This window comes from Streptomyces viridifaciens, assembly GCF_001888885.2.
Lineage (GTDB): Bacteria > Actinomycetota > Actinomycetes > Streptomycetales > Streptomycetaceae > Kitasatospora > Kitasatospora aureofaciens.
Genome location: NZ_CP090841.1, coordinates 4,361,680 through 4,376,183 on the forward strand (window position 1 = coordinate 4,361,680; position 14,504 = coordinate 4,376,183).

The following is a 14,504-nucleotide window of genomic DNA, read 5'->3' on the forward strand; positions in this document are numbered from 1 at the left end:
CCGGGAGGACTGGAAGCGAGTCCCATGTACTCGTCGTTCCCGTGATGGCCGTCAAGCGTGAGTTCTACGCCGCGGCAGCTGCGGGGCGAAAGTACGGGAATCTTCCGGGAAGCGTGTGCGGGGCCTCGGCCCGGCCACCCCCCACCCCGAAAGTTCGAAACCGACGAAGTACTTCGCCGGTTTTTTGCAAGCGCGAGTGCGACACGCCCGAGCGCGGGGGTCGGAGGGGAGTCGTGAAGTGACTAAGGACAAAGGACTACTGAGTAGCCATGGCGGGACAGAAGATCCGCATCCGGCTCAAGGCCTACGACCACGAGGTCATCGACTCCTCGGCGAAGAAGATCGTCGAGACGGTGATCCGTACTGGTGCGCAGGTCGCGGGCCCGGTGCCGCTGCCCACTGAGAAGAACGTGTACTGCGTCATCCGCTCGCCGCACAAGTACAAGGACTCGCGCGAGCACTTCGAGATGCGTACTCACAAGCGTCTGATCGACATCCTCGACCCCACGCCGAAGACGGTTGACTCGCTCATGCGTCTCGACCTGCCGGCTGGCGTCGACATCGAGATCAAGCTCTGAGAGGCGCACCGAAGATGGCTAAGCAGATTAAGGGCATCCTGGGCGAGAAGCTCGGCATGACCCAGGTCTGGGACGAGAACAACCGGGTCGTCCCGGTGACCGTCGTCAAGGCTGGGCCGAATGTCGTGACCCAGGTCCACACCGCCGACAGCGCGGCCGGCTACAGCGCCGTCCAGCTCGGCTTCGGCGAGATCGACCCCCGCAAGGTGAACAAGCCCCTCGCGGGCCACTTCGCCAAGGCCGGTGTCACCCCGCGCCGCCACCTGGTCGAGATCCGTACCTCGGACGCGTCCGAGTACACCCTGGGCCAGGAGATCACCGCCGAGCTGTTCGAGGCGGGTGTCAAGGTCGACGTGACCGGCACCTCCAAGGGCAAGGGCTTCGCCGGTGTCATGAAGCGTCACAACTTCAAGGGTCTCGGCGCCGGTCACGGCACCCAGCGCAAGCACCGCTCGCCCGGTTCCATCGGTGGCTGCGCCACCCCGGGCCGTGTGTTCAAGGGCCTGCGCATGGCTGGTCGGATGGGCCACGAGCGTGTGACCACCCAGAACCTGACCGTGCACGCGGTCGACGCGGAGAAGGGCCTGCTGCTCATCAAGGGCGCCGTCCCGGGCCCGAACGGCGGCCTCGTCCTCGTCCGCACCGCGGCGAAGGGGCTGTGAAGGATATGAGCACCATTGACATCCTGTCGCCGGCTGGCGACAAGACCGGCAGCCTCGAGCTGCCGGCCGAGATCTTCGACGCGAAGGTCAGCGTTCCGCTGATGCACCAGGTCGTCGTGGCGCAGCTCGCTGCGGCCCGTCAGGGCACCCACAAGACCAAGACTCGTGGCGAGGTCCGCGGTGGCGGCAAGAAGCCGTACCGCCAGAAGGGCACCGGCCGCGCCCGTCAGGGCTCGACCCGTGCGCCGCAGTTCGCCGGCGGTGGCGTCGTGCACGGTCCCGTGCCGCGCGACTACTCGCAGCGGACCCCGAAGAAGATGATCGCCGCCGCCCTGCGCGGTGCGCTCACCGACCGGGCCCGCCACAACCGCATTCACGTCGTCACCGGCGTGACCGCGACCGAGGGGCCGTCGACCAAGGCCGCCAAGGGCCTGTTCGGCAAGATCACCGACCGCAAGAACGTCCTCCTGGTCGTCGAGCGCTCGGACGAGCTGGGCCTGAAGTCCGCTCGCAACCTGCCGAACGTGCACATCCTGGACGCCGGTCAGCTGAACACCTACGACGTGCTCGTCTCCGACGATGTGGTCTTCACCCAGGCCGCCTTCGAGCGTTTCGTGGCCGGTCCGGCCGCGTCCGCCAAGGCCGTTGCCGCTGAGGGCGAGCTCGAAGGGAGCGCCGCCTGATGAGCGACGTTACGAGCAAGACGTTCACGGACCCCCGTGACGTCCTGGTGAAGCCGGTCATCTCGGAGAAGAGCTACTCGCTCCTCGACGAGAACAAGTACACGTTCATCGTGTCGCCGGGCGCCAACAAGACCCAGATCAAGCAGGCCGTCGAGGCGGTCTTCTCGGTCAAGGTCGAGGCTGTCAACACGATCAACCGTCAGGGCAAGCGCAAGCGCTCCAAGACGGGCTTTGGCAAGCGCAAGGACACCAAGCGCGCCATCGTGACGCTGGCCGAGGGCAACCGCATCGACATCTTCGGTGGTCCGGTCTCCTGAACAAGGAGATCGTGATCGTCGATTAGGACGAGGACGAGAGAGCCAAATGGGCATCCGCAAGTACAAGCCGACTACGCCGGGCCGTCGCGGCTCCAGCGTGGCCGACTTCGTAGAAATCACGCGGTCCACCCCGGAGAAGTCGCTGGTTCGCCCCCTGCACAGCAAGGGCGGCCGCAACAACGCCGGTCGTGTCACCGCTCGCCACCAGGGTGGCGGTCACAAGCGCGCCTACCGCGTGATCGACTTCCGTCGTCACGACAAGGACGGCGTGCCGGCCAAGGTCGCGCACATCGAGTACGACCCGAACCGCACCGCGCGCATCGCGCTCCTGCACTACGCGGACGGCGAGAAGCGCTACATCATCGCGCCGCGCGGCATCGCGCAGGGTGACCGGATCGAGAACGGCGCTGGCGCCGACATCAAGCCGGGCAACAACCTGCCGCTGCGCAACATCCCGGTCGGTACCACCATCCACGCCGTGGAGCTGCGTCCCGGTGGCGGTGCCAAGCTGGCCCGTTCCGCCGGTTCCGGCATCCAGCTGCTCGCCCGTGAGGGTCGCATGGCGCACCTGCGCATGCCCTCCGGTGAGATCCGCCTGGTGGACGCGCGCTGCCGCGCGACCGTCGGCGAGGTCGGCAACGCCGAGCAGTCGAACATCAACTGGGGCAAGGCCGGCCGCATGCGCTGGAAGGGCGTCCGCCCGACCGTGCGTGGTGTCGCCATGAACCCGATCGACCACCCGCACGGTGGTGGTGAGGGTAAGACCTCCGGTGGTCGCCACCCGGTCTCGCCGTGGGGTAAGCCCGAGGGCCGTACCCGTCGCCCGAACAAGGCGTCGGACAAGCTCATCGTGCGCCGCCGCAAGACCAACAAGAAGCGCTAGGAGCAGGTCAGATGCCGCGCAGTCTCAAGAAGGGCCCCTTCATCGACGGCCACCTCATCAAGAAGGTGGACGCTCAGAACGAGGCGGGTACCCAGAACGTCATCAAGACCTGGTCCCGTCGTTCCGTGATCTCCCCGAGCATGCTCGGCCACACGATCGCGGTTCACGATGGCCGTAAGCACGTCCCGGTGTTCGTCACCGAGTCGATGGTCGGCCACAAGCTCGGCGAGTTCGCTCCGACCCGCACCTTCCGCGGCCACGTCAAGGAAGACCGGAAGTCGAAGCGTCGCTAAGCCTGAGCTTGCGCGCCAAAAAGACTCAATGACTTACTCCATTAAGGGGACAACCATGGAAGCCAGGGCACAGGCGCGGTACATCCGCGTGACGCCCATGAAGGCCCGCCGCGTGGTGGACCTCATCCGTGGCATGAATGCCACGGAGGCCCAGGCCGTCCTGCGTTTCGCTCCGCAGGCCGCCACCGTGCCGGTCGGCAAGGTGCTCGACAGCGCCATTGCCAACGCCGCGCACAACTACAACCACTCCAACGTGGACGACCTCTACATCTCCGAGGCGTACGTTGACGAGGGCCCGACCCTGAAGCGGTTCCGCCCGCGTGCCCAGGGCCGTGCCTACCGGATCCGCAAGCGGACCAGCCACATCACCGTGGTCGTCAGCAGCAAGGAAGGGACCCGGTAATGGGCCAGAAGGTTAACCCGCACGGGTTCCGCCTCGGCATCAGCACGGACTTCAAGTCCCGCTGGTACGCCGACAAGCTGTACAAGGACTACGTCAAGGAAGACGTTGCCATTCGTCGCATGATGACGAAGGGCATGGAGCGCGCCGGCATCTCCAAGGTCGAGATCGAGCGCACCCGCGACCGCGTCCGCGTCGACATCCACACCGCTCGCCCCGGCATCGTCATCGGTCGCCGTGGCACCGAGGCCGACCGCATCCGCGGCGACCTCGAGAAGCTGACCGGCAAGCAGGTCCAGCTGAACATCCTCGAGGTCAAGAACCCCGAGCTGGACGCCCAGCTCGTGGCTCAGGGCGTCGCGGAGCAGCTGTCCTCCCGCGTCTCCTTCCGTCGTGCCATGCGCAAGTCGATGCAGGGCACCATGAAGTCCGGCGCCAAGGGCATCAAGGTCCAGTGCTCCGGTCGTCTCGGCGGCGCCGAGATGAGCCGTTCGGAGTTCTACCGCGAGGGCCGTGTGCCGCTGCACACCCTGCGCGCGAACGTCGACTACGGCTTCTTCGAGGCCAAGACCACCTTCGGCCGCATCGGCGTGAAGGTCTGGATCTACAAGGGCGACGTCAAGAACATCGCCGAGGTCCGCGCTGAGAACGCCGCTGCCCGCTCGGGCAACCGCCCGGCCCGTCCCGAGGGTGGTCGTCCCGCCCGCGGTGGCGAGCGCCGTGGTGGCGAGCGCGGTGGCCGTGGCCGTCGTCCCGCCGCTGCCGAGGCCCCCGCGGCCGCGGCCGTCGAGGCTCCGGCTGCTGAGAACACCGGAACGGAGGCCTGACCCAAATGCTGATCCCCCGTCGGGTCAAGCACCGCAAGCAGCACCACCCGAAGCGCCGTGGCGCTGCCAAGGGTGGCACCGAGCTGGCGTTCGGCCAGTTCGGCATCCAGGCCGTGACCCCGGCCTACGTGACGAACCGTCAGATCGAGTCCGCTCGTATCGCGATCACCCGTCACATCCGTCGTGGCGGCAAGGTCTGGATCAACATCTACCCGGACCGTCCGCTCACCAAGAAGCCGGCCGAGACCCGCATGGGTTCCGGTAAGGGTTCGCCGGAGTGGTGGATCGCGAACGTGCACCCGGGTCGGGTCATGTTCGAGCTGTCGTACCCGAACGAGAAGGTTGCTCGCGAGGCGCTCACCCGCGCCGCGCACAAGCTGCCGATGAAGTGCCGGATCGTCCGGCGCGAGGACGGTGAGAGCTGATGTCGGCCGCTACCAAGGCTGCTGAGCTTCGCTCGCTGGACAACGAGGGTCTCGTTGCCAAGCTGCGCGAGGCCAAGGAGGAGCTGTTCAACCTCCGCTTCCAGGCGGCGACCGGGCAGCTCGACAACCACGGACGGCTCAAGCTCGTCCGCAAGGACATCGCGCGGATCTACACCCTGATGCGCGAGCGCGAGCTGGGCATCGAGACGGTGGAGAACGCCTGATGACTGAGAACACCAACGAGACGCGCGGTTTCCGCAAGACCCGTGAGGGTCTCGTCGTCAGCGACAAGATGGACAAGACCGTCGTCGTCGCCGTCGAGGACCGCGTCAAGCACGCTCTGTACGGCAAGGTCATCCGCCGTACGAACAAGCTGAAGGCGCACGACGAGCAGAACGCGTGCGGCGTGGGCGACCGGGTCCTCCTCGCGGAGACCCGCCCGCTGTCCGCGACGAAGCGCTGGCGCGTCGTCGAGATCCTCGAGAAGGCCAAGTAACGAAGCCGATGAGGTACGGCCGTATGTGCACCGGGTCCCTGGACGCCGGTGTGAGCAGCGGCCGGCCCGTCGACTCTCGTTGACGATCAGGAGAAAGCTGTGATCCAGCAGGAGTCGCGACTGCGTGTTGCCGACAACACTGGTGCCAAGGAGATCCTTTGCATCCGTGTTCTCGGTGGCTCCGGTCGCCGCTACGCCGGAATCGGGGACGTCATCGTCGCGACCGTCAAGGACGCGATCCCCGGTGGTTCGGTGAAGAAGGGTGACGTCGTCAAGTGCGTCGTCGTCCGCACCGTCAAGGAGCGCCGCCGTCCGGATGGCTCGTACATCCGCTTCGACGAGAACGCCGCTGTCGTGCTGAAGAACACCGAGGGTGACCCCCGTGGCACCCGCATCTTCGGCCCGGTCGGCCGCGAGCTGCGCGACAAGAAGTTCATGAAGATCATCTCGCTGGCGCCGGAGGTGCTCTAACCCATGGCGAACAGCATGAAGATCAAGAAGGGTGACCTGGTCCAGGTCATCACCGGCAAGGACAAGGGCAAGCAGGGCAAGGTCATCCAGGCCATGCCGGCTGAGAACAAGGTCCTGGTCGAGGGTGTCAACCGGGTCAAGAAGCACACCAAGCCGGGTCCGGGTACCCAGGGTGGCATCGTGACCGTCGAGGCCCCGGTGCACGTCTCCAACGTCCAGCTGGTCGTGGAGAAGGACGGCAAGAAGGTCGTCACCCGCGTCGGTTACCGCTTCGACGACCAGGGCAACAAGATCCGCGTTGCCAAGCGGACCGGTGAGGACATCTGATGTCTGAGACGACTGTTGAGAAGGTGGCCCCCCGCCTCAAGGAGCGTTACAACTCCGAGATCAAGGGCCAGCTGCAGGAGCAGTTCTCGTACGAGAACGTCATGCTGATCCCCGGCCTGGTCAAGGTCGTGGTCAACATGGGTGTCGGCGAGGCCGCCCGTGACAGCAAGCTGATCGAGGGCGCGATCCGCGACCTGACCGCGATCACCGGTCAGAAGCCGGCCGTGACCAAGGCTCGCAAGTCCATCGCGCAGTTCAAGCTGCGCGAGGGCCAGCCGATCGGCACCCACGTCACCCTTCGCGGTGACCGCATGTGGGAGTTCCTGGACCGTCTGGTTTCGCTGGCCCTGCCGCGAATCCGTGACTTCCGTGGTCTCTCCCCGAAGCAGTTCGACGGCCGTGGCAACTACACCTTCGGTCTGACCGAGCAGGTTATGTTCCACGAGATCGACCAGGACAAGGTCGACCGTCAGCGCGGTATGGACATCACCGTCGTGACCACCGCTCAGACCGACGACGAGGGCCGGGCGCTCCTGCGCGCTCTGGGCTTCCCGTTCAAGGAGGCGTGAGCCAATGGCGAAGAAGTCCCTCATCGCGAAGTCCGAGCGCAAGCCGAAGTTCGGCGTCCGGGCCTACACCCGGTGCCAGCGCTGCGGCCGTCCGCACTCGGTGTACCGCAAGTTCGGCCTGTGCCGTGTCTGCCTCCGTGAGATGGCGCACCGCGGCGAGCTGCCGGGCGTGACCAAGAGCTCCTGGTAGTCCCAGAGCTCTAGGCACACAGCGAAGCAGAGGTGCCCGATCCCACACCGCCCGCCGAAGTCACAATGCTGAGGTTTGGGCTGCCGTACGGATTCCCGTAAGGTAGTGGGGTCGGGCCCCCTGCCACGGCTTCCCCATGGACGTCCGTGGCCCTCTTCTGGGAGGGCTCGCACCCAGTCTTACTACGTCGTAGGTCCCCTGCGCTTGTGCCCCTGACGAACTCGGAAGAGTGCGGAAGGGGGACCTGGCGCGGAGAAACCACGGCGAGAGAGGCCTGAGGCCATCATGACCATGACCGACCCCATCGCAGACATGCTCACGCGTCTGCGTAACGCGAACTCGGCGTACCACGACTCCGTGGCGATGCCGGCGAGCAAGATCAAGGCGCACGTCGCCCAGATCCTGCAGCAGGAGGGTTACATCTCCTCCTACAAGGTTGAGGAGCCCGCTGAGGGCGAGGTCGGCAAGAAGCTGACCATCGAGCTCAAGTTCGGCCCCAACCGTGAGCGCTCCATTGCCGGCATCAAGCGCATCAGCAAGCCGGGTCTGCGCGTTTACGCAAAGTCCACCAACCTGCCGAAGGTGCTCGGCGGCCTGGGCGTGGCGATCATCTCCACGTCGTCCGGCCTCCTGACCGACAAGCAGGCCGCCAAGAAGGGCGTAGGCGGAGAAGTTCTCGCCTACGTCTGGTAATTCGGGAAACGGAGGTACAGCAATGTCGCGCATTGGACGGCTGCCCATCCAGGTCCCCGCTGGCGTGGACGTCACCATCGATGGCCAGACGGTCGCGGTGAAGGGCCCCAAGGGTTCCCTCACCCACGTTGTCGCTGAGCCGATCGAGATCGGCAAGGGCGAGGACGGCACCGTGCTCGTCACCCGCCCGAACGACGAGCGTCGCTCGAAGGCCCTGCACGGCCTGACCCGCACGCTGGTGGCGAACATGATCACCGGCGTGACCGCGGGCTACCGCAAGTCGCTGGAGATCAGCGGTGTCGGCTACCGAGTCACGGCGAAGGGCTCCGACATGGAGTTCGCGCTGGGCTACAGCCACCCGATCCTGATCACCGCGCCGGAGGGCATCTCCTTCGTCGTCGAGTCGCCCACCAAGTTCCACGTGGACGGCATCGACAAGCAGAAGGTCGGCGAGATCGCCGCCAACATCCGCAAGCTGCGCAAGCCCGACCCGTACAAGGCCAAGGGTGTCAAGTACGCGGGCGAGGTCATCCGCCGCAAGGTCGGAAAGAGTGGTAAGTAAGCGATGAGTGTCTCTGTCAAGATCGGCAAGGGCAACGCCTACAAGAGCGCCGCTCGCAAGCGCCGCGCGATCCGCGTTCGCAAGCGCGTCGTCGGCACCGAGGTGCGTCCGCGCCTCGTTGTGACGCGCTCGAACCGTCACATGGTCGCCCAGGTCATCGACGACGCCAAGGGGCACACCCTGGCGTCGGCGTCCACCCTCGACGTGTCCATCAAGGGCGCCGAGGGCGACAAGACCGAGCTGGCCAAGAAGGTCGGGAGCCTGGTCGCCGAGCGCGCCAAGGCCGCCGGCATCGAGTCGGTCGTCTTCGACCGCGCGGGCAACCGGTACGCCGGCCGCATCGCCGCCCTGGCGGACGCGGCTCGCGAGGCCGGGCTCGACTTCTAAGCCGCTCGTCGACTCTGTCGACGGACGTAAACGAGAGAGGTAATTCCAATGGCTGGACCCCAGCGCCGCGAAGGCGGCGCCGGTCGCGGCACGGGTGGCGAGCGGCGCGACCGTAAGCGTGACGGTCAGGGCAACGCCCAGGCTGTCGAGAAGACCGCTTACGTCGAGCGCGTCGTCGCGATCAACCGTGTCGCCAAGGTTGTCAAGGGTGGCCGTCGCTTCAGCTTCACCGCGCTCGTCGTGGTGGGCGATGGCGAGGGCACCGTGGGTGTCGGTTACGGCAAGGCGAAGGAGGTTCCGGCCGCCATCGCCAAGGGTGTTGAGGAGGCCAAGAAGAACTTCTTCCGCGTCCCCCGTATCCAGGGCACCATCCCCCACCCGATCCAGGGTGAGAAGGCCGCCGGCGTCGTGCTGCTGAAGCCCGCCGCCCCCGGTACCGGTGTTATCGCCGGTGGTCCGGTGCGCGCCGTCCTGGAGTGCGCCGGCATCCACGACATCCTGTCGAAGTCGCTCGGCTCGGACAACGCGATCAACATCGTGCACGCCACCGTGGCTGCTCTGAAGGGCCTCGTCCGCCCCGAGGAGATCGCCGCCCGTCGTGGCCTGCCGCTGGAGGACGTGGCCCCCGCCGCTCTGCTGCGGGCGCGTGCTGCTGGGGTGAGCGCCTGATGGCTCGCCTGAAGATCACGCAGACCAAGTCGTACATCGGCAGCAAGCAGAACCACCGTGACACCCTGCGTTCGCTCGGCCTGAAGCGCATGCACGACGTCGTGGTGAAGGAGGACCGTCCCGAGATCCGCGGGATGGCCCACACGGTCCGTCACCTGGTGACGGTTGAGGAGGTGGACTGATCATGGGCGACAACCCGATCAAGATCCACAACCTGCGTCCCGCCCCGGGTGCCAAGACCGACAAGATCCGCGTGGGTCGTGGTGAGGGCTCCAAGGGTAAGACCGCCGGTCGTGGTACCAAGGGCACCAAGGCCCGCTACCAGGTTCCGCAGCGCTTCGAGGGTGGCCAGATGCCGCTCCACATGCGCCTGCCGAAGCTGAAGGGCTTCAAGAACCCGTTCAAGATCACGTTCCAGGTCGTCAACCTCGACAAGCTGGCCGAGCTCTACCCGCAGGGTGGCGAGGTCACGGTCGAGGACCTGGTCGCCAAGGGCGCGGTTCGCAAGAACTCCCTCGTCAAGGTGCTCGGCACCGGCGAGGTCTCGGTTGCGCTGCAGGTGACGGTCGACGCCGTCTCCGGCTCGGCCGCCGAGAAGATCAAGGCCGCCGGCGGTACGGTCACCGAGCTCGTCTGAGCCCGCTGAACATCGCCGACAACCGGCTTCGAGCCCCGCACCTCCTCCGGGAGGTGCGGGGCTCGTGCCTTTACCGGCCCTTTCACTCCGGGGCCGAAATCGGGGCGGCCCGCCCCTCGTTCTTTTGTGTGGCAAAACCGGGCATCCCGTACCCCCGTGAGTGGGGGACGGGCCGTACGCGCTTCTTTCGAGTGGCCGCGCACTGTTAGAGTCCGTGGAGTTCCCTTGTAGGCTGCGCGTAGGCTCGCCTGTGCCGTCTGTACGGGAGCCCGAACCGCAAACTCCCCATTCCAGGACCGACCCTCCCGCCGACGACGCGCGGGAGGCGCAGGAGGCACCGTGCTCAGTGCGTTCGCGCGGGCGTTCCAGACGCCCGACCTGCGCAAGAAGCTGCTGTTCACGCTGGGCATCATGGTGCTGTTCCGGCTGGGCTCGCACATTCCGATTCCGGGCGTGAGCTTCACGGCCGTGAACGAGTGCGTGAAGGAGACCAAGAACAACGGCCTCTTCGGGCTCGTCAACCTGTTCAGCGGTGGCGCGCTACTCCAGCTGACGATCTTCGCCCTCGGCATCATGCCGTACATCACGGCGAGCATCATCCTCCAGCTCCTCACCGTCGTGATCCCGCGACTCGAGGCGCTGAAGAAGGAGGGCCAGGCCGGTACGGCGAAGATCACCCAGTACACCCGCTACCTGACCATCGCGCTCGCCGTGCTCCAGGGCACCGGCATCGTGGCGACGGCCTCCAGCGGTGCGCTGTTCTCGGGCTGCCCGCTGGCCAACCAGATCGTGCCGGACACCTCGGTGTTCCGGATCGCGGTCATGGTCGTCACGATGACGGCCGGCACCACGGTCATCATGTGGCTGGGCGAGCTGATCACCGACCGCGGCATCGGCAACGGCATGTCGCTGCTGATCTTCACCTCGATCGCCGCGCAGTTCCCGTCCTCGATGTGGGCCATCAAGCAGTCCGGCACCATCGGCGGCGGCTGGGTCGAGTTCCTGTCCGTGGTCGCGGTCGGCATCATCGTCGTGATGCTGGTCATCTTCGTCGAGCAGGCCCAGCGCCGGATCCCGGTCCAGTACGCGAAGCGGATGATCGGCCGCCGGGCGTTCGGCGGCACCTCCACCTACATCCCGCTCAAGGTGAACCAGGCCGGTGTCATCCCGGTCATCTTCGCCTCGTCGCTGCTGTACATCCCCGCCCTGGTGGTCCAGCTGACCAACAGCCAGGCCGGCTGGGCGGTGTGGATCAAGCAGAACTTCGTCAAGGGTGACCACCCGATCTACATGGCGACGTACTTCCTGCTGATCGTCTTCTTCGCCTTCTTCTACGTGGCCATCTCCTTCAACCCCGAAGAAGTTGCCGACAACATGAAGAAGTATGGTGGCTTCATCCCGGGCATCCGGGCCGGCCGGCCGACGGCCGAGTACCTGAACTACGTGCTGACCCGAATCACGTGGCCGGGTTCGCTCTACCTGGGCCTGATCGCGTTGATCCCGATGATCGCCCTGGTCGCCTTCGGACAGCAGACCAACTTCCCGTTCGGCGGCACCAGCGTGCTCATCGTCGTCGGCGTCGGACTCGAAACTGTGAAGCAGATCGAGAGCCAGCTCCAGCAGCGCAATTACGAAGGGTTCCTCCGCTGATGCGTATCGTCCTCGTTGGTCCTCCCGGGGCCGGGAAGGGTACTCAGGCGCACCTGCTCGCCAAGACCCTGTCCATCCCCCACATCTCCACCGGAGACCTGTTCCGCGCCAACATCGGCCAGGGCACCCCGCTGGGGCTCGAGGCCAAGAGCTACATGGACGCGGGTCGCCTGGTGCCGGATGAGGTCACCATCGGGATGGCCAAGGACCGCATGCTCCAGGCCGACGCCGCCAACGGCTTCCTGCTCGACGGCTTCCCCCGCAACCTGGGCCAGGCCAAGGCGCTCGACGAGTTCCTCGCCGAGCAGGGCATCGAGCTGGACGGCGTGCTGGACCTGGAGGTCCCCGAGGACGAGGTCGTCCGGCGGATCGCCGGCCGCCGCCTGTGCCGCAACGACGGGGGCCACGTCTTCCACGTGGACTACAACCCGCCGAAGGTCGAGGGCGTCTGCGACGAGTGCGGCGGCGAGCTGTACCAGCGCTCGGACGACACCGAGGAGAAGGTGCGCACCCGCCTGGAGGTCTACCACACGGAGACCGAGCCGATCATCGACTACTACGTCCAGCAGGGCCTGGTGGCGACCATCTCGGCCCTCGGCAAGGTGGACGAGGTCACCCAGCGCGCGATCGAGGCGCTGAAGCAGAACGGCTGAGGTCCCTCAGCGAGGTACGACGTACGGCCGGGGCGCCCGTGGAGCGGGCGGCCCGGCCGTTTCGGCGTCGTACGGTGGTAAGCAGTGGCAATCCGGACTTGGAAGGCGTGACCCTGATGGTGGAGATCAAGACCCCCGAGCAGATCGCGAAGATGCGAGCGGCCGGGCTGGTCGTCGCCGAGGCGCTGAAGGCCTGCCGCGCGGCGGTCGCTCCCGGGGTGACCACCCAGGAGCTCAACGACATCGCGGACAAGGTGATCACCGACCACGGCGCCACCTCGAACTTCCGCGCCCACCACGGCGGCCTGTGGTTCCCCGGGGTGATCTGCGCCTCGGTGAACAACGAGGTCGTGCACGGCATCCCGGGTGACCGGGTGCTGCAGGAGGGCGACCTCATCTCGATCGACTGCGGCGCCATCCTGGACGGCTGGCACGGCGACTCGGCGATCACCGTGGCGGTCGGCGAGGTCAGCCCGGAGGTCGAGATGCTGAGCCGGGTGACCGAGGGCTCGATGTGGGCCGGCATCGCCCAGATGAAGAAGAGCAACCGCCTGGTGGACGTCTCCAAGGCGATCGAGGGCTACATCCGCCGCCAGCCGCTGCCGCCCAAGGGCAAGTGGGGCATCACCGAGGGCTACGGCGGCCACGGCATCGGCACCGCGATGCACATGGAGCCGCACGTGCTGAACTACGTCGAGCGCGGCCGCGGCAAGGGCCCGAAGCTCGTCCCGGGCACCGTGCTGGCGATCGAGCCGATGGTCTCCCTGGGCACCCCGCACACCACCGTGCTGGACGACGACTGGACGGTCGTCACCAACGACGGCACCTGGGCCTCGCACTGGGAGCACTCGGTGGCCGTCACCGAGCAGGGCCCGCTGGTGCTGACCGCCTTCGACGGCGGCCGGGCCGAACTCGCCAAGCTGGGCATCACCGCAGCTCCGGACCCGCTGGCCTAGTCGCCGAGGCGGCCAACTGCCGCTCATGACAAGGGATCAGAGCCCTGGAGGTTTGGACCTCCAGGGCTTTTGTCCTATTTTTGACGGCTGACGGGGCAGTCAATGGCTTACGAGCGAGCAGGAGAGAGCAACGTGCTCAAGGGATTCCGCGACTTCATGATGCGCGGCAACGTCGTCGACATGGCCGTGGGTGTGGTCATCGGCGCCGCGTTCACCGGGGTGGTCACCGGCTTCGTGTCCGCGTTCCTCACCCCGCTGGTCGGCGTGGTGGTCGGCGCGGCCGGCGACTTCAGCTCGTACAAGGCGACCGTCGCCGGGGTGACCTTCCCGTACGGCCAGTTCCTGAACGTGGTGATCGCGTTCGTCATGACGGCCGCGGTGCTGTACTTCTGCGTCGTGCTGCCCGTCACCAAGGCCACCGAGCGCTACCTGCCGAAGAAGCCGAAGACCCCGAAGCGCCCCTGCCCCGAGTGCCTGACCGAGATCCCGCAGGCCGCCCGCCGCTGCTCGGCCTGCACCGCCCACGTCGAGCCGCTGACCGTCACCACCGGGTTCTGAGCGTCCGGGTGTGACGACGGACTCCTTCCGGGGCCGCCGTTTTGGCCCGTGGGACGCGCTGGCGTAGGATGGACCGTCGGCTCACTCGTAGCGTGCTTCAGCACGCCCTCTTCCCCTCGGGGCTGGGGTGAACCCAGGTTCGCACGAGCGTTCCGCATACGGTAGCCGGTCCCGGAAGGTGGATCTCGCAGTTCATGGCTAAGAAGCAAGGCGCCATTGAGATCGAGGGCACCGTGATCGAGTCTCTTCCGAACGCGATGTTCAAGGTCGAGCTGCAGAACGGTCACAAGGTCCTCGCGCACATCAGTGGCAAGATGCGCATGCACTACATCCGCATCCTGCCGGACGACCGGGTGGTCGTGGAGCTCAGCCCCTACGACCTCACGCGCGGCCGGATCGTCTACCGCTACAAGTAAGAACGTCAGATCTAGACCCGGAGAACCTGAAACATGAAGGTCAAGCCGAGCGTCAAGAAGATCTGCGACAAGTGCAAGGTGATCCGCCGCCACGGCCGGGTCATGGTGATCTGCGACAACCTGCGCCACAAGCAGCGCCAGGGCTGATCTCTCCCCAGCATTTCTCGTAGTACTTCGCGCGACGCGAAAACGTCATAAGCGG

Annotated in this window: 27 protein-coding genes; all 27 read left to right on the top strand. The window is 66.4% G+C overall.

Translation table 11 applies throughout. The features are described 5' to 3' along the window. The first annotated feature begins 269 nt into the window (after window positions 1-269). The 27 genes from rpsJ to rpmJ all read left to right on the top strand — a co-directional run bounded on the left by rpsJ (window position 270) and on the right by rpmJ (window position 14,449). A complete protein-coding gene (gene rpsJ / locus BOQ63_RS26610) occupies window positions 270-578 on the top strand; it encodes a 30S ribosomal protein S10 (RefSeq protein ID WP_012785157.1) in 309 nt (102 codons plus the stop codon). Between the two features lie 14 nt (window positions 579-592). Next, window positions 593-1,240: a 50S ribosomal protein L3 gene (gene rplC / locus BOQ63_RS26615; RefSeq protein ID WP_030280762.1), complete on the top strand. Its 648-nt coding sequence runs from the start codon at window positions 593-595 to the stop codon at window positions 1,238-1,240. A 5-nt stretch (window positions 1,241-1,245) separates the two neighbouring features. After that, the gene (rplD, locus tag BOQ63_RS26620; RefSeq protein ID WP_072655085.1) at window positions 1,246-1,923 is read left to right on the top strand and encodes a 50S ribosomal protein L4; all 678 of its coding nucleotides are present in this window, start codon (window positions 1,246-1,248) and stop codon (window positions 1,921-1,923) included. After that, a complete protein-coding gene (gene rplW / locus BOQ63_RS26625) occupies window positions 1,923-2,240 on the top strand; it encodes a 50S ribosomal protein L23 (protein WP_030280768.1) in 318 nt (105 codons plus the stop codon). The genes rplD and rplW overlap by 1 nt, the downstream gene beginning before the upstream one ends. A gap of 46 nt (window positions 2,241-2,286) precedes the next feature. Beyond that, a complete protein-coding gene (gene rplB, locus BOQ63_RS26630) occupies window positions 2,287-3,123 on the top strand; it encodes a 50S ribosomal protein L2 (protein ID WP_030280770.1) in 837 nt (278 codons plus the stop codon). Between the two features lie 11 nt (window positions 3,124-3,134). Then, the gene (rpsS, locus tag BOQ63_RS26635) at window positions 3,135-3,416 is read left to right on the top strand and encodes a 30S ribosomal protein S19 (RefSeq protein WP_030280772.1); all 282 of its coding nucleotides are present in this window, start codon (window positions 3,135-3,137) and stop codon (window positions 3,414-3,416) included. Window positions 3,417-3,471: 55 nt separating this feature from the next. Beyond that, window positions 3,472-3,819: a 50S ribosomal protein L22 gene (rplV, locus tag BOQ63_RS26640; RefSeq protein ID WP_030280773.1), complete on the top strand. Its 348-nt coding sequence runs from the start codon at window positions 3,472-3,474 to the stop codon at window positions 3,817-3,819. Then, window positions 3,819-4,643 (top strand): 30S ribosomal protein S3, encoded by an 825-nt coding sequence (gene rpsC, locus BOQ63_RS26645; RefSeq protein ID WP_030280775.1) that lies wholly within the window; start codon window positions 3,819-3,821, stop codon window positions 4,641-4,643. The genes rplV and rpsC overlap by 1 nt, the downstream gene beginning before the upstream one ends. Before the next feature lie 5 nt (window positions 4,644-4,648). Next, a complete protein-coding gene (gene rplP, locus BOQ63_RS26650) occupies window positions 4,649-5,068 on the top strand; it encodes a 50S ribosomal protein L16 (protein ID WP_030232476.1) in 420 nt (139 codons plus the stop codon). Beyond that, window positions 5,068-5,292: a 50S ribosomal protein L29 gene (gene rpmC / locus BOQ63_RS26655; protein WP_030232478.1), complete on the top strand. Its 225-nt coding sequence runs from the start codon at window positions 5,068-5,070 to the stop codon at window positions 5,290-5,292. The genes rplP and rpmC overlap by 1 nt, the downstream gene beginning before the upstream one ends. Continuing rightward, on the top strand, window positions 5,292-5,564 hold the full coding sequence (gene rpsQ / locus BOQ63_RS26660; RefSeq protein WP_030280777.1) for a 30S ribosomal protein S17: 273 nt from the start codon (window positions 5,292-5,294) through the stop codon (window positions 5,562-5,564). The genes rpmC and rpsQ overlap by 1 nt, the downstream gene beginning before the upstream one ends. A gap of 99 nt (window positions 5,565-5,663) precedes the next feature. Then, on the top strand, window positions 5,664-6,035 hold the full coding sequence (gene rplN, locus BOQ63_RS26665) for a 50S ribosomal protein L14 (protein WP_030232481.1): 372 nt from the start codon (window positions 5,664-5,666) through the stop codon (window positions 6,033-6,035). A 15-nt stretch (window positions 6,036-6,050) separates the two neighbouring features. Beyond that, window positions 6,051-6,362: a 50S ribosomal protein L24 gene (gene rplX, locus BOQ63_RS26670; RefSeq protein ID WP_030263484.1), complete on the top strand. Its 312-nt coding sequence runs from the start codon at window positions 6,051-6,053 to the stop codon at window positions 6,360-6,362. Further along, complete coding sequence (gene rplE / locus BOQ63_RS26675) at window positions 6,362-6,931, top strand: 50S ribosomal protein L5 (RefSeq protein WP_030280779.1); 570 nt, start codon at window positions 6,362-6,364, stop codon at window positions 6,929-6,931. The genes rplX and rplE overlap by 1 nt, the downstream gene beginning before the upstream one ends. A 4-nt stretch (window positions 6,932-6,935) precedes the next feature. Continuing rightward, window positions 6,936-7,121: a type Z 30S ribosomal protein S14 gene (locus BOQ63_RS26680; RefSeq protein WP_030055830.1), complete on the top strand. Its 186-nt coding sequence runs from the start codon at window positions 6,936-6,938 to the stop codon at window positions 7,119-7,121. Between the two features lie 285 nt (window positions 7,122-7,406). Continuing rightward, window positions 7,407-7,814 carry a 30S ribosomal protein S8 gene (gene rpsH / locus BOQ63_RS26685; RefSeq protein WP_030280781.1) on the top strand — a complete coding sequence of 136 codons (408 nt, stop codon included), beginning with the start codon at window positions 7,407-7,409 and terminating at the stop codon, window positions 7,812-7,814. 22 nt (window positions 7,815-7,836) lie between these two features. Beyond that, window positions 7,837-8,376 carry a 50S ribosomal protein L6 gene (gene rplF, locus BOQ63_RS26690; RefSeq protein WP_030280782.1) on the top strand — a complete coding sequence of 180 codons (540 nt, stop codon included), beginning with the start codon at window positions 7,837-7,839 and terminating at the stop codon, window positions 8,374-8,376. Window positions 8,377-8,379: 3 nt separating this feature from the next. Continuing rightward, on the top strand, window positions 8,380-8,763 hold the full coding sequence (rplR, locus tag BOQ63_RS26695; RefSeq protein ID WP_030280785.1) for a 50S ribosomal protein L18: 384 nt from the start codon (window positions 8,380-8,382) through the stop codon (window positions 8,761-8,763). A gap of 48 nt (window positions 8,764-8,811) precedes the next feature. Continuing rightward, the gene (rpsE, locus tag BOQ63_RS26700) at window positions 8,812-9,432 is read left to right on the top strand and encodes a 30S ribosomal protein S5 (RefSeq protein WP_030280788.1); all 621 of its coding nucleotides are present in this window, start codon (window positions 8,812-8,814) and stop codon (window positions 9,430-9,432) included. Then, complete coding sequence (gene rpmD, locus BOQ63_RS26705; protein ID WP_030055835.1) at window positions 9,432-9,614, top strand: 50S ribosomal protein L30; 183 nt, start codon at window positions 9,432-9,434, stop codon at window positions 9,612-9,614. Before rpsE ends, rpmD begins: the two co-directional genes overlap by 1 nt. A gap of 2 nt (window positions 9,615-9,616) precedes the next feature. After that, complete coding sequence (gene rplO, locus BOQ63_RS26710) at window positions 9,617-10,069, top strand: 50S ribosomal protein L15 (RefSeq protein WP_030280790.1); 453 nt, start codon at window positions 9,617-9,619, stop codon at window positions 10,067-10,069. Window positions 10,070-10,408: 339 nt separating this feature from the next. Then, entirely contained in the window at window positions 10,409-11,719 is a 1,311-nt protein-coding gene (gene secY, locus BOQ63_RS26715) for a preprotein translocase subunit SecY (RefSeq protein ID WP_030280792.1), read from the top strand. After that, a complete protein-coding gene (locus tag BOQ63_RS26720; RefSeq protein ID WP_030280796.1) occupies window positions 11,719-12,372 on the top strand; it encodes an adenylate kinase in 654 nt (217 codons plus the stop codon). Before secY ends, BOQ63_RS26720 begins: the two co-directional genes overlap by 1 nt. A gap of 116 nt (window positions 12,373-12,488) precedes the next feature. Then, complete coding sequence (map, locus tag BOQ63_RS26725) at window positions 12,489-13,328, top strand: type I methionyl aminopeptidase (protein WP_030280803.1); 840 nt, start codon at window positions 12,489-12,491, stop codon at window positions 13,326-13,328. A 132-nt stretch (window positions 13,329-13,460) separates the two neighbouring features. Next, complete coding sequence (mscL, locus tag BOQ63_RS26730) at window positions 13,461-13,886, top strand: large conductance mechanosensitive channel protein MscL (RefSeq protein WP_030280806.1); 426 nt, start codon at window positions 13,461-13,463, stop codon at window positions 13,884-13,886. A gap of 194 nt (window positions 13,887-14,080) precedes the next feature. Next, window positions 14,081-14,302 carry a translation initiation factor IF-1 gene (gene infA / locus BOQ63_RS26735; protein WP_003956442.1) on the top strand — a complete coding sequence of 74 codons (222 nt, stop codon included), beginning with the start codon at window positions 14,081-14,083 and terminating at the stop codon, window positions 14,300-14,302. 33 nt (window positions 14,303-14,335) lie between these two features. Then, window positions 14,336-14,449, top strand: coding sequence for a 50S ribosomal protein L36 (gene rpmJ / locus BOQ63_RS26740; protein WP_003956441.1), 114 nt, complete (start codon window positions 14,336-14,338; stop codon window positions 14,447-14,449). The last annotated feature ends 55 nt before the right edge of the window (window positions 14,450-14,504 follow it).

Excerpts from the sequence above, each read along its gene's own strand:
- rpsJ (WP_012785157.1), top strand. The coding sequence starts at position 270 with ATGGCGGGACAGAAGATCCGCATCCGGCTCAAGGCCTACGACCACGAG.
- rplC (WP_030280762.1), top strand. The coding sequence starts at position 593 with ATGGCTAAGCAGATTAAGGGCATCCTGGGCGAGAAGCTCGGCATGACC.
- rplD (WP_072655085.1), top strand. The coding sequence starts at position 1,246 with ATGAGCACCATTGACATCCTGTCGCCGGCTGGCGACAAGACCGGCAGC.
- rplW (WP_030280768.1), top strand. The coding sequence starts at position 1,923 with ATGAGCGACGTTACGAGCAAGACGTTCACGGACCCCCGTGACGTCCTG.
- rplB (WP_030280770.1), top strand. The coding sequence starts at position 2,287 with ATGGGCATCCGCAAGTACAAGCCGACTACGCCGGGCCGTCGCGGCTCC.
- rpsS (WP_030280772.1), top strand. The coding sequence starts at position 3,135 with ATGCCGCGCAGTCTCAAGAAGGGCCCCTTCATCGACGGCCACCTCATC.
- rplV (WP_030280773.1), top strand. The coding sequence starts at position 3,472 with ATGGAAGCCAGGGCACAGGCGCGGTACATCCGCGTGACGCCCATGAAG.
- rpsC (WP_030280775.1), top strand. The coding sequence starts at position 3,819 with ATGGGCCAGAAGGTTAACCCGCACGGGTTCCGCCTCGGCATCAGCACG.
- rplP (WP_030232476.1), top strand. The coding sequence starts at position 4,649 with ATGCTGATCCCCCGTCGGGTCAAGCACCGCAAGCAGCACCACCCGAAG.
- rpmC (WP_030232478.1), top strand. The coding sequence starts at position 5,068 with ATGTCGGCCGCTACCAAGGCTGCTGAGCTTCGCTCGCTGGACAACGAG.
- rpsQ (WP_030280777.1), top strand. The coding sequence starts at position 5,292 with ATGACTGAGAACACCAACGAGACGCGCGGTTTCCGCAAGACCCGTGAG.
- rplX (WP_030263484.1), top strand. The coding sequence starts at position 6,051 with ATGAAGATCAAGAAGGGTGACCTGGTCCAGGTCATCACCGGCAAGGAC.
- rplE (WP_030280779.1), top strand. The coding sequence starts at position 6,362 with ATGTCTGAGACGACTGTTGAGAAGGTGGCCCCCCGCCTCAAGGAGCGT.
- BOQ63_RS26680 (WP_030055830.1), top strand. The coding sequence starts at position 6,936 with ATGGCGAAGAAGTCCCTCATCGCGAAGTCCGAGCGCAAGCCGAAGTTC.
- rpsH (WP_030280781.1), top strand. The coding sequence starts at position 7,407 with ATGACCATGACCGACCCCATCGCAGACATGCTCACGCGTCTGCGTAAC.
- rplF (WP_030280782.1), top strand. The coding sequence starts at position 7,837 with ATGTCGCGCATTGGACGGCTGCCCATCCAGGTCCCCGCTGGCGTGGAC.
- rplR (WP_030280785.1), top strand. The coding sequence starts at position 8,380 with ATGAGTGTCTCTGTCAAGATCGGCAAGGGCAACGCCTACAAGAGCGCC.
- rpsE (WP_030280788.1), top strand. The coding sequence starts at position 8,812 with ATGGCTGGACCCCAGCGCCGCGAAGGCGGCGCCGGTCGCGGCACGGGT.
- rpmD (WP_030055835.1), top strand. The coding sequence starts at position 9,432 with ATGGCTCGCCTGAAGATCACGCAGACCAAGTCGTACATCGGCAGCAAG.
- rplO (WP_030280790.1), top strand. The coding sequence starts at position 9,617 with ATGGGCGACAACCCGATCAAGATCCACAACCTGCGTCCCGCCCCGGGT.
- BOQ63_RS26720 (WP_030280796.1), top strand. The coding sequence starts at position 11,719 with ATGCGTATCGTCCTCGTTGGTCCTCCCGGGGCCGGGAAGGGTACTCAG.
- map (WP_030280803.1), top strand. The coding sequence starts at position 12,489 with ATGGTGGAGATCAAGACCCCCGAGCAGATCGCGAAGATGCGAGCGGCC.
- infA (WP_003956442.1), top strand. The coding sequence starts at position 14,081 with ATGGCTAAGAAGCAAGGCGCCATTGAGATCGAGGGCACCGTGATCGAG.
- rpmJ (WP_003956441.1), top strand. The coding sequence starts at position 14,336 with ATGAAGGTCAAGCCGAGCGTCAAGAAGATCTGCGACAAGTGCAAGGTG.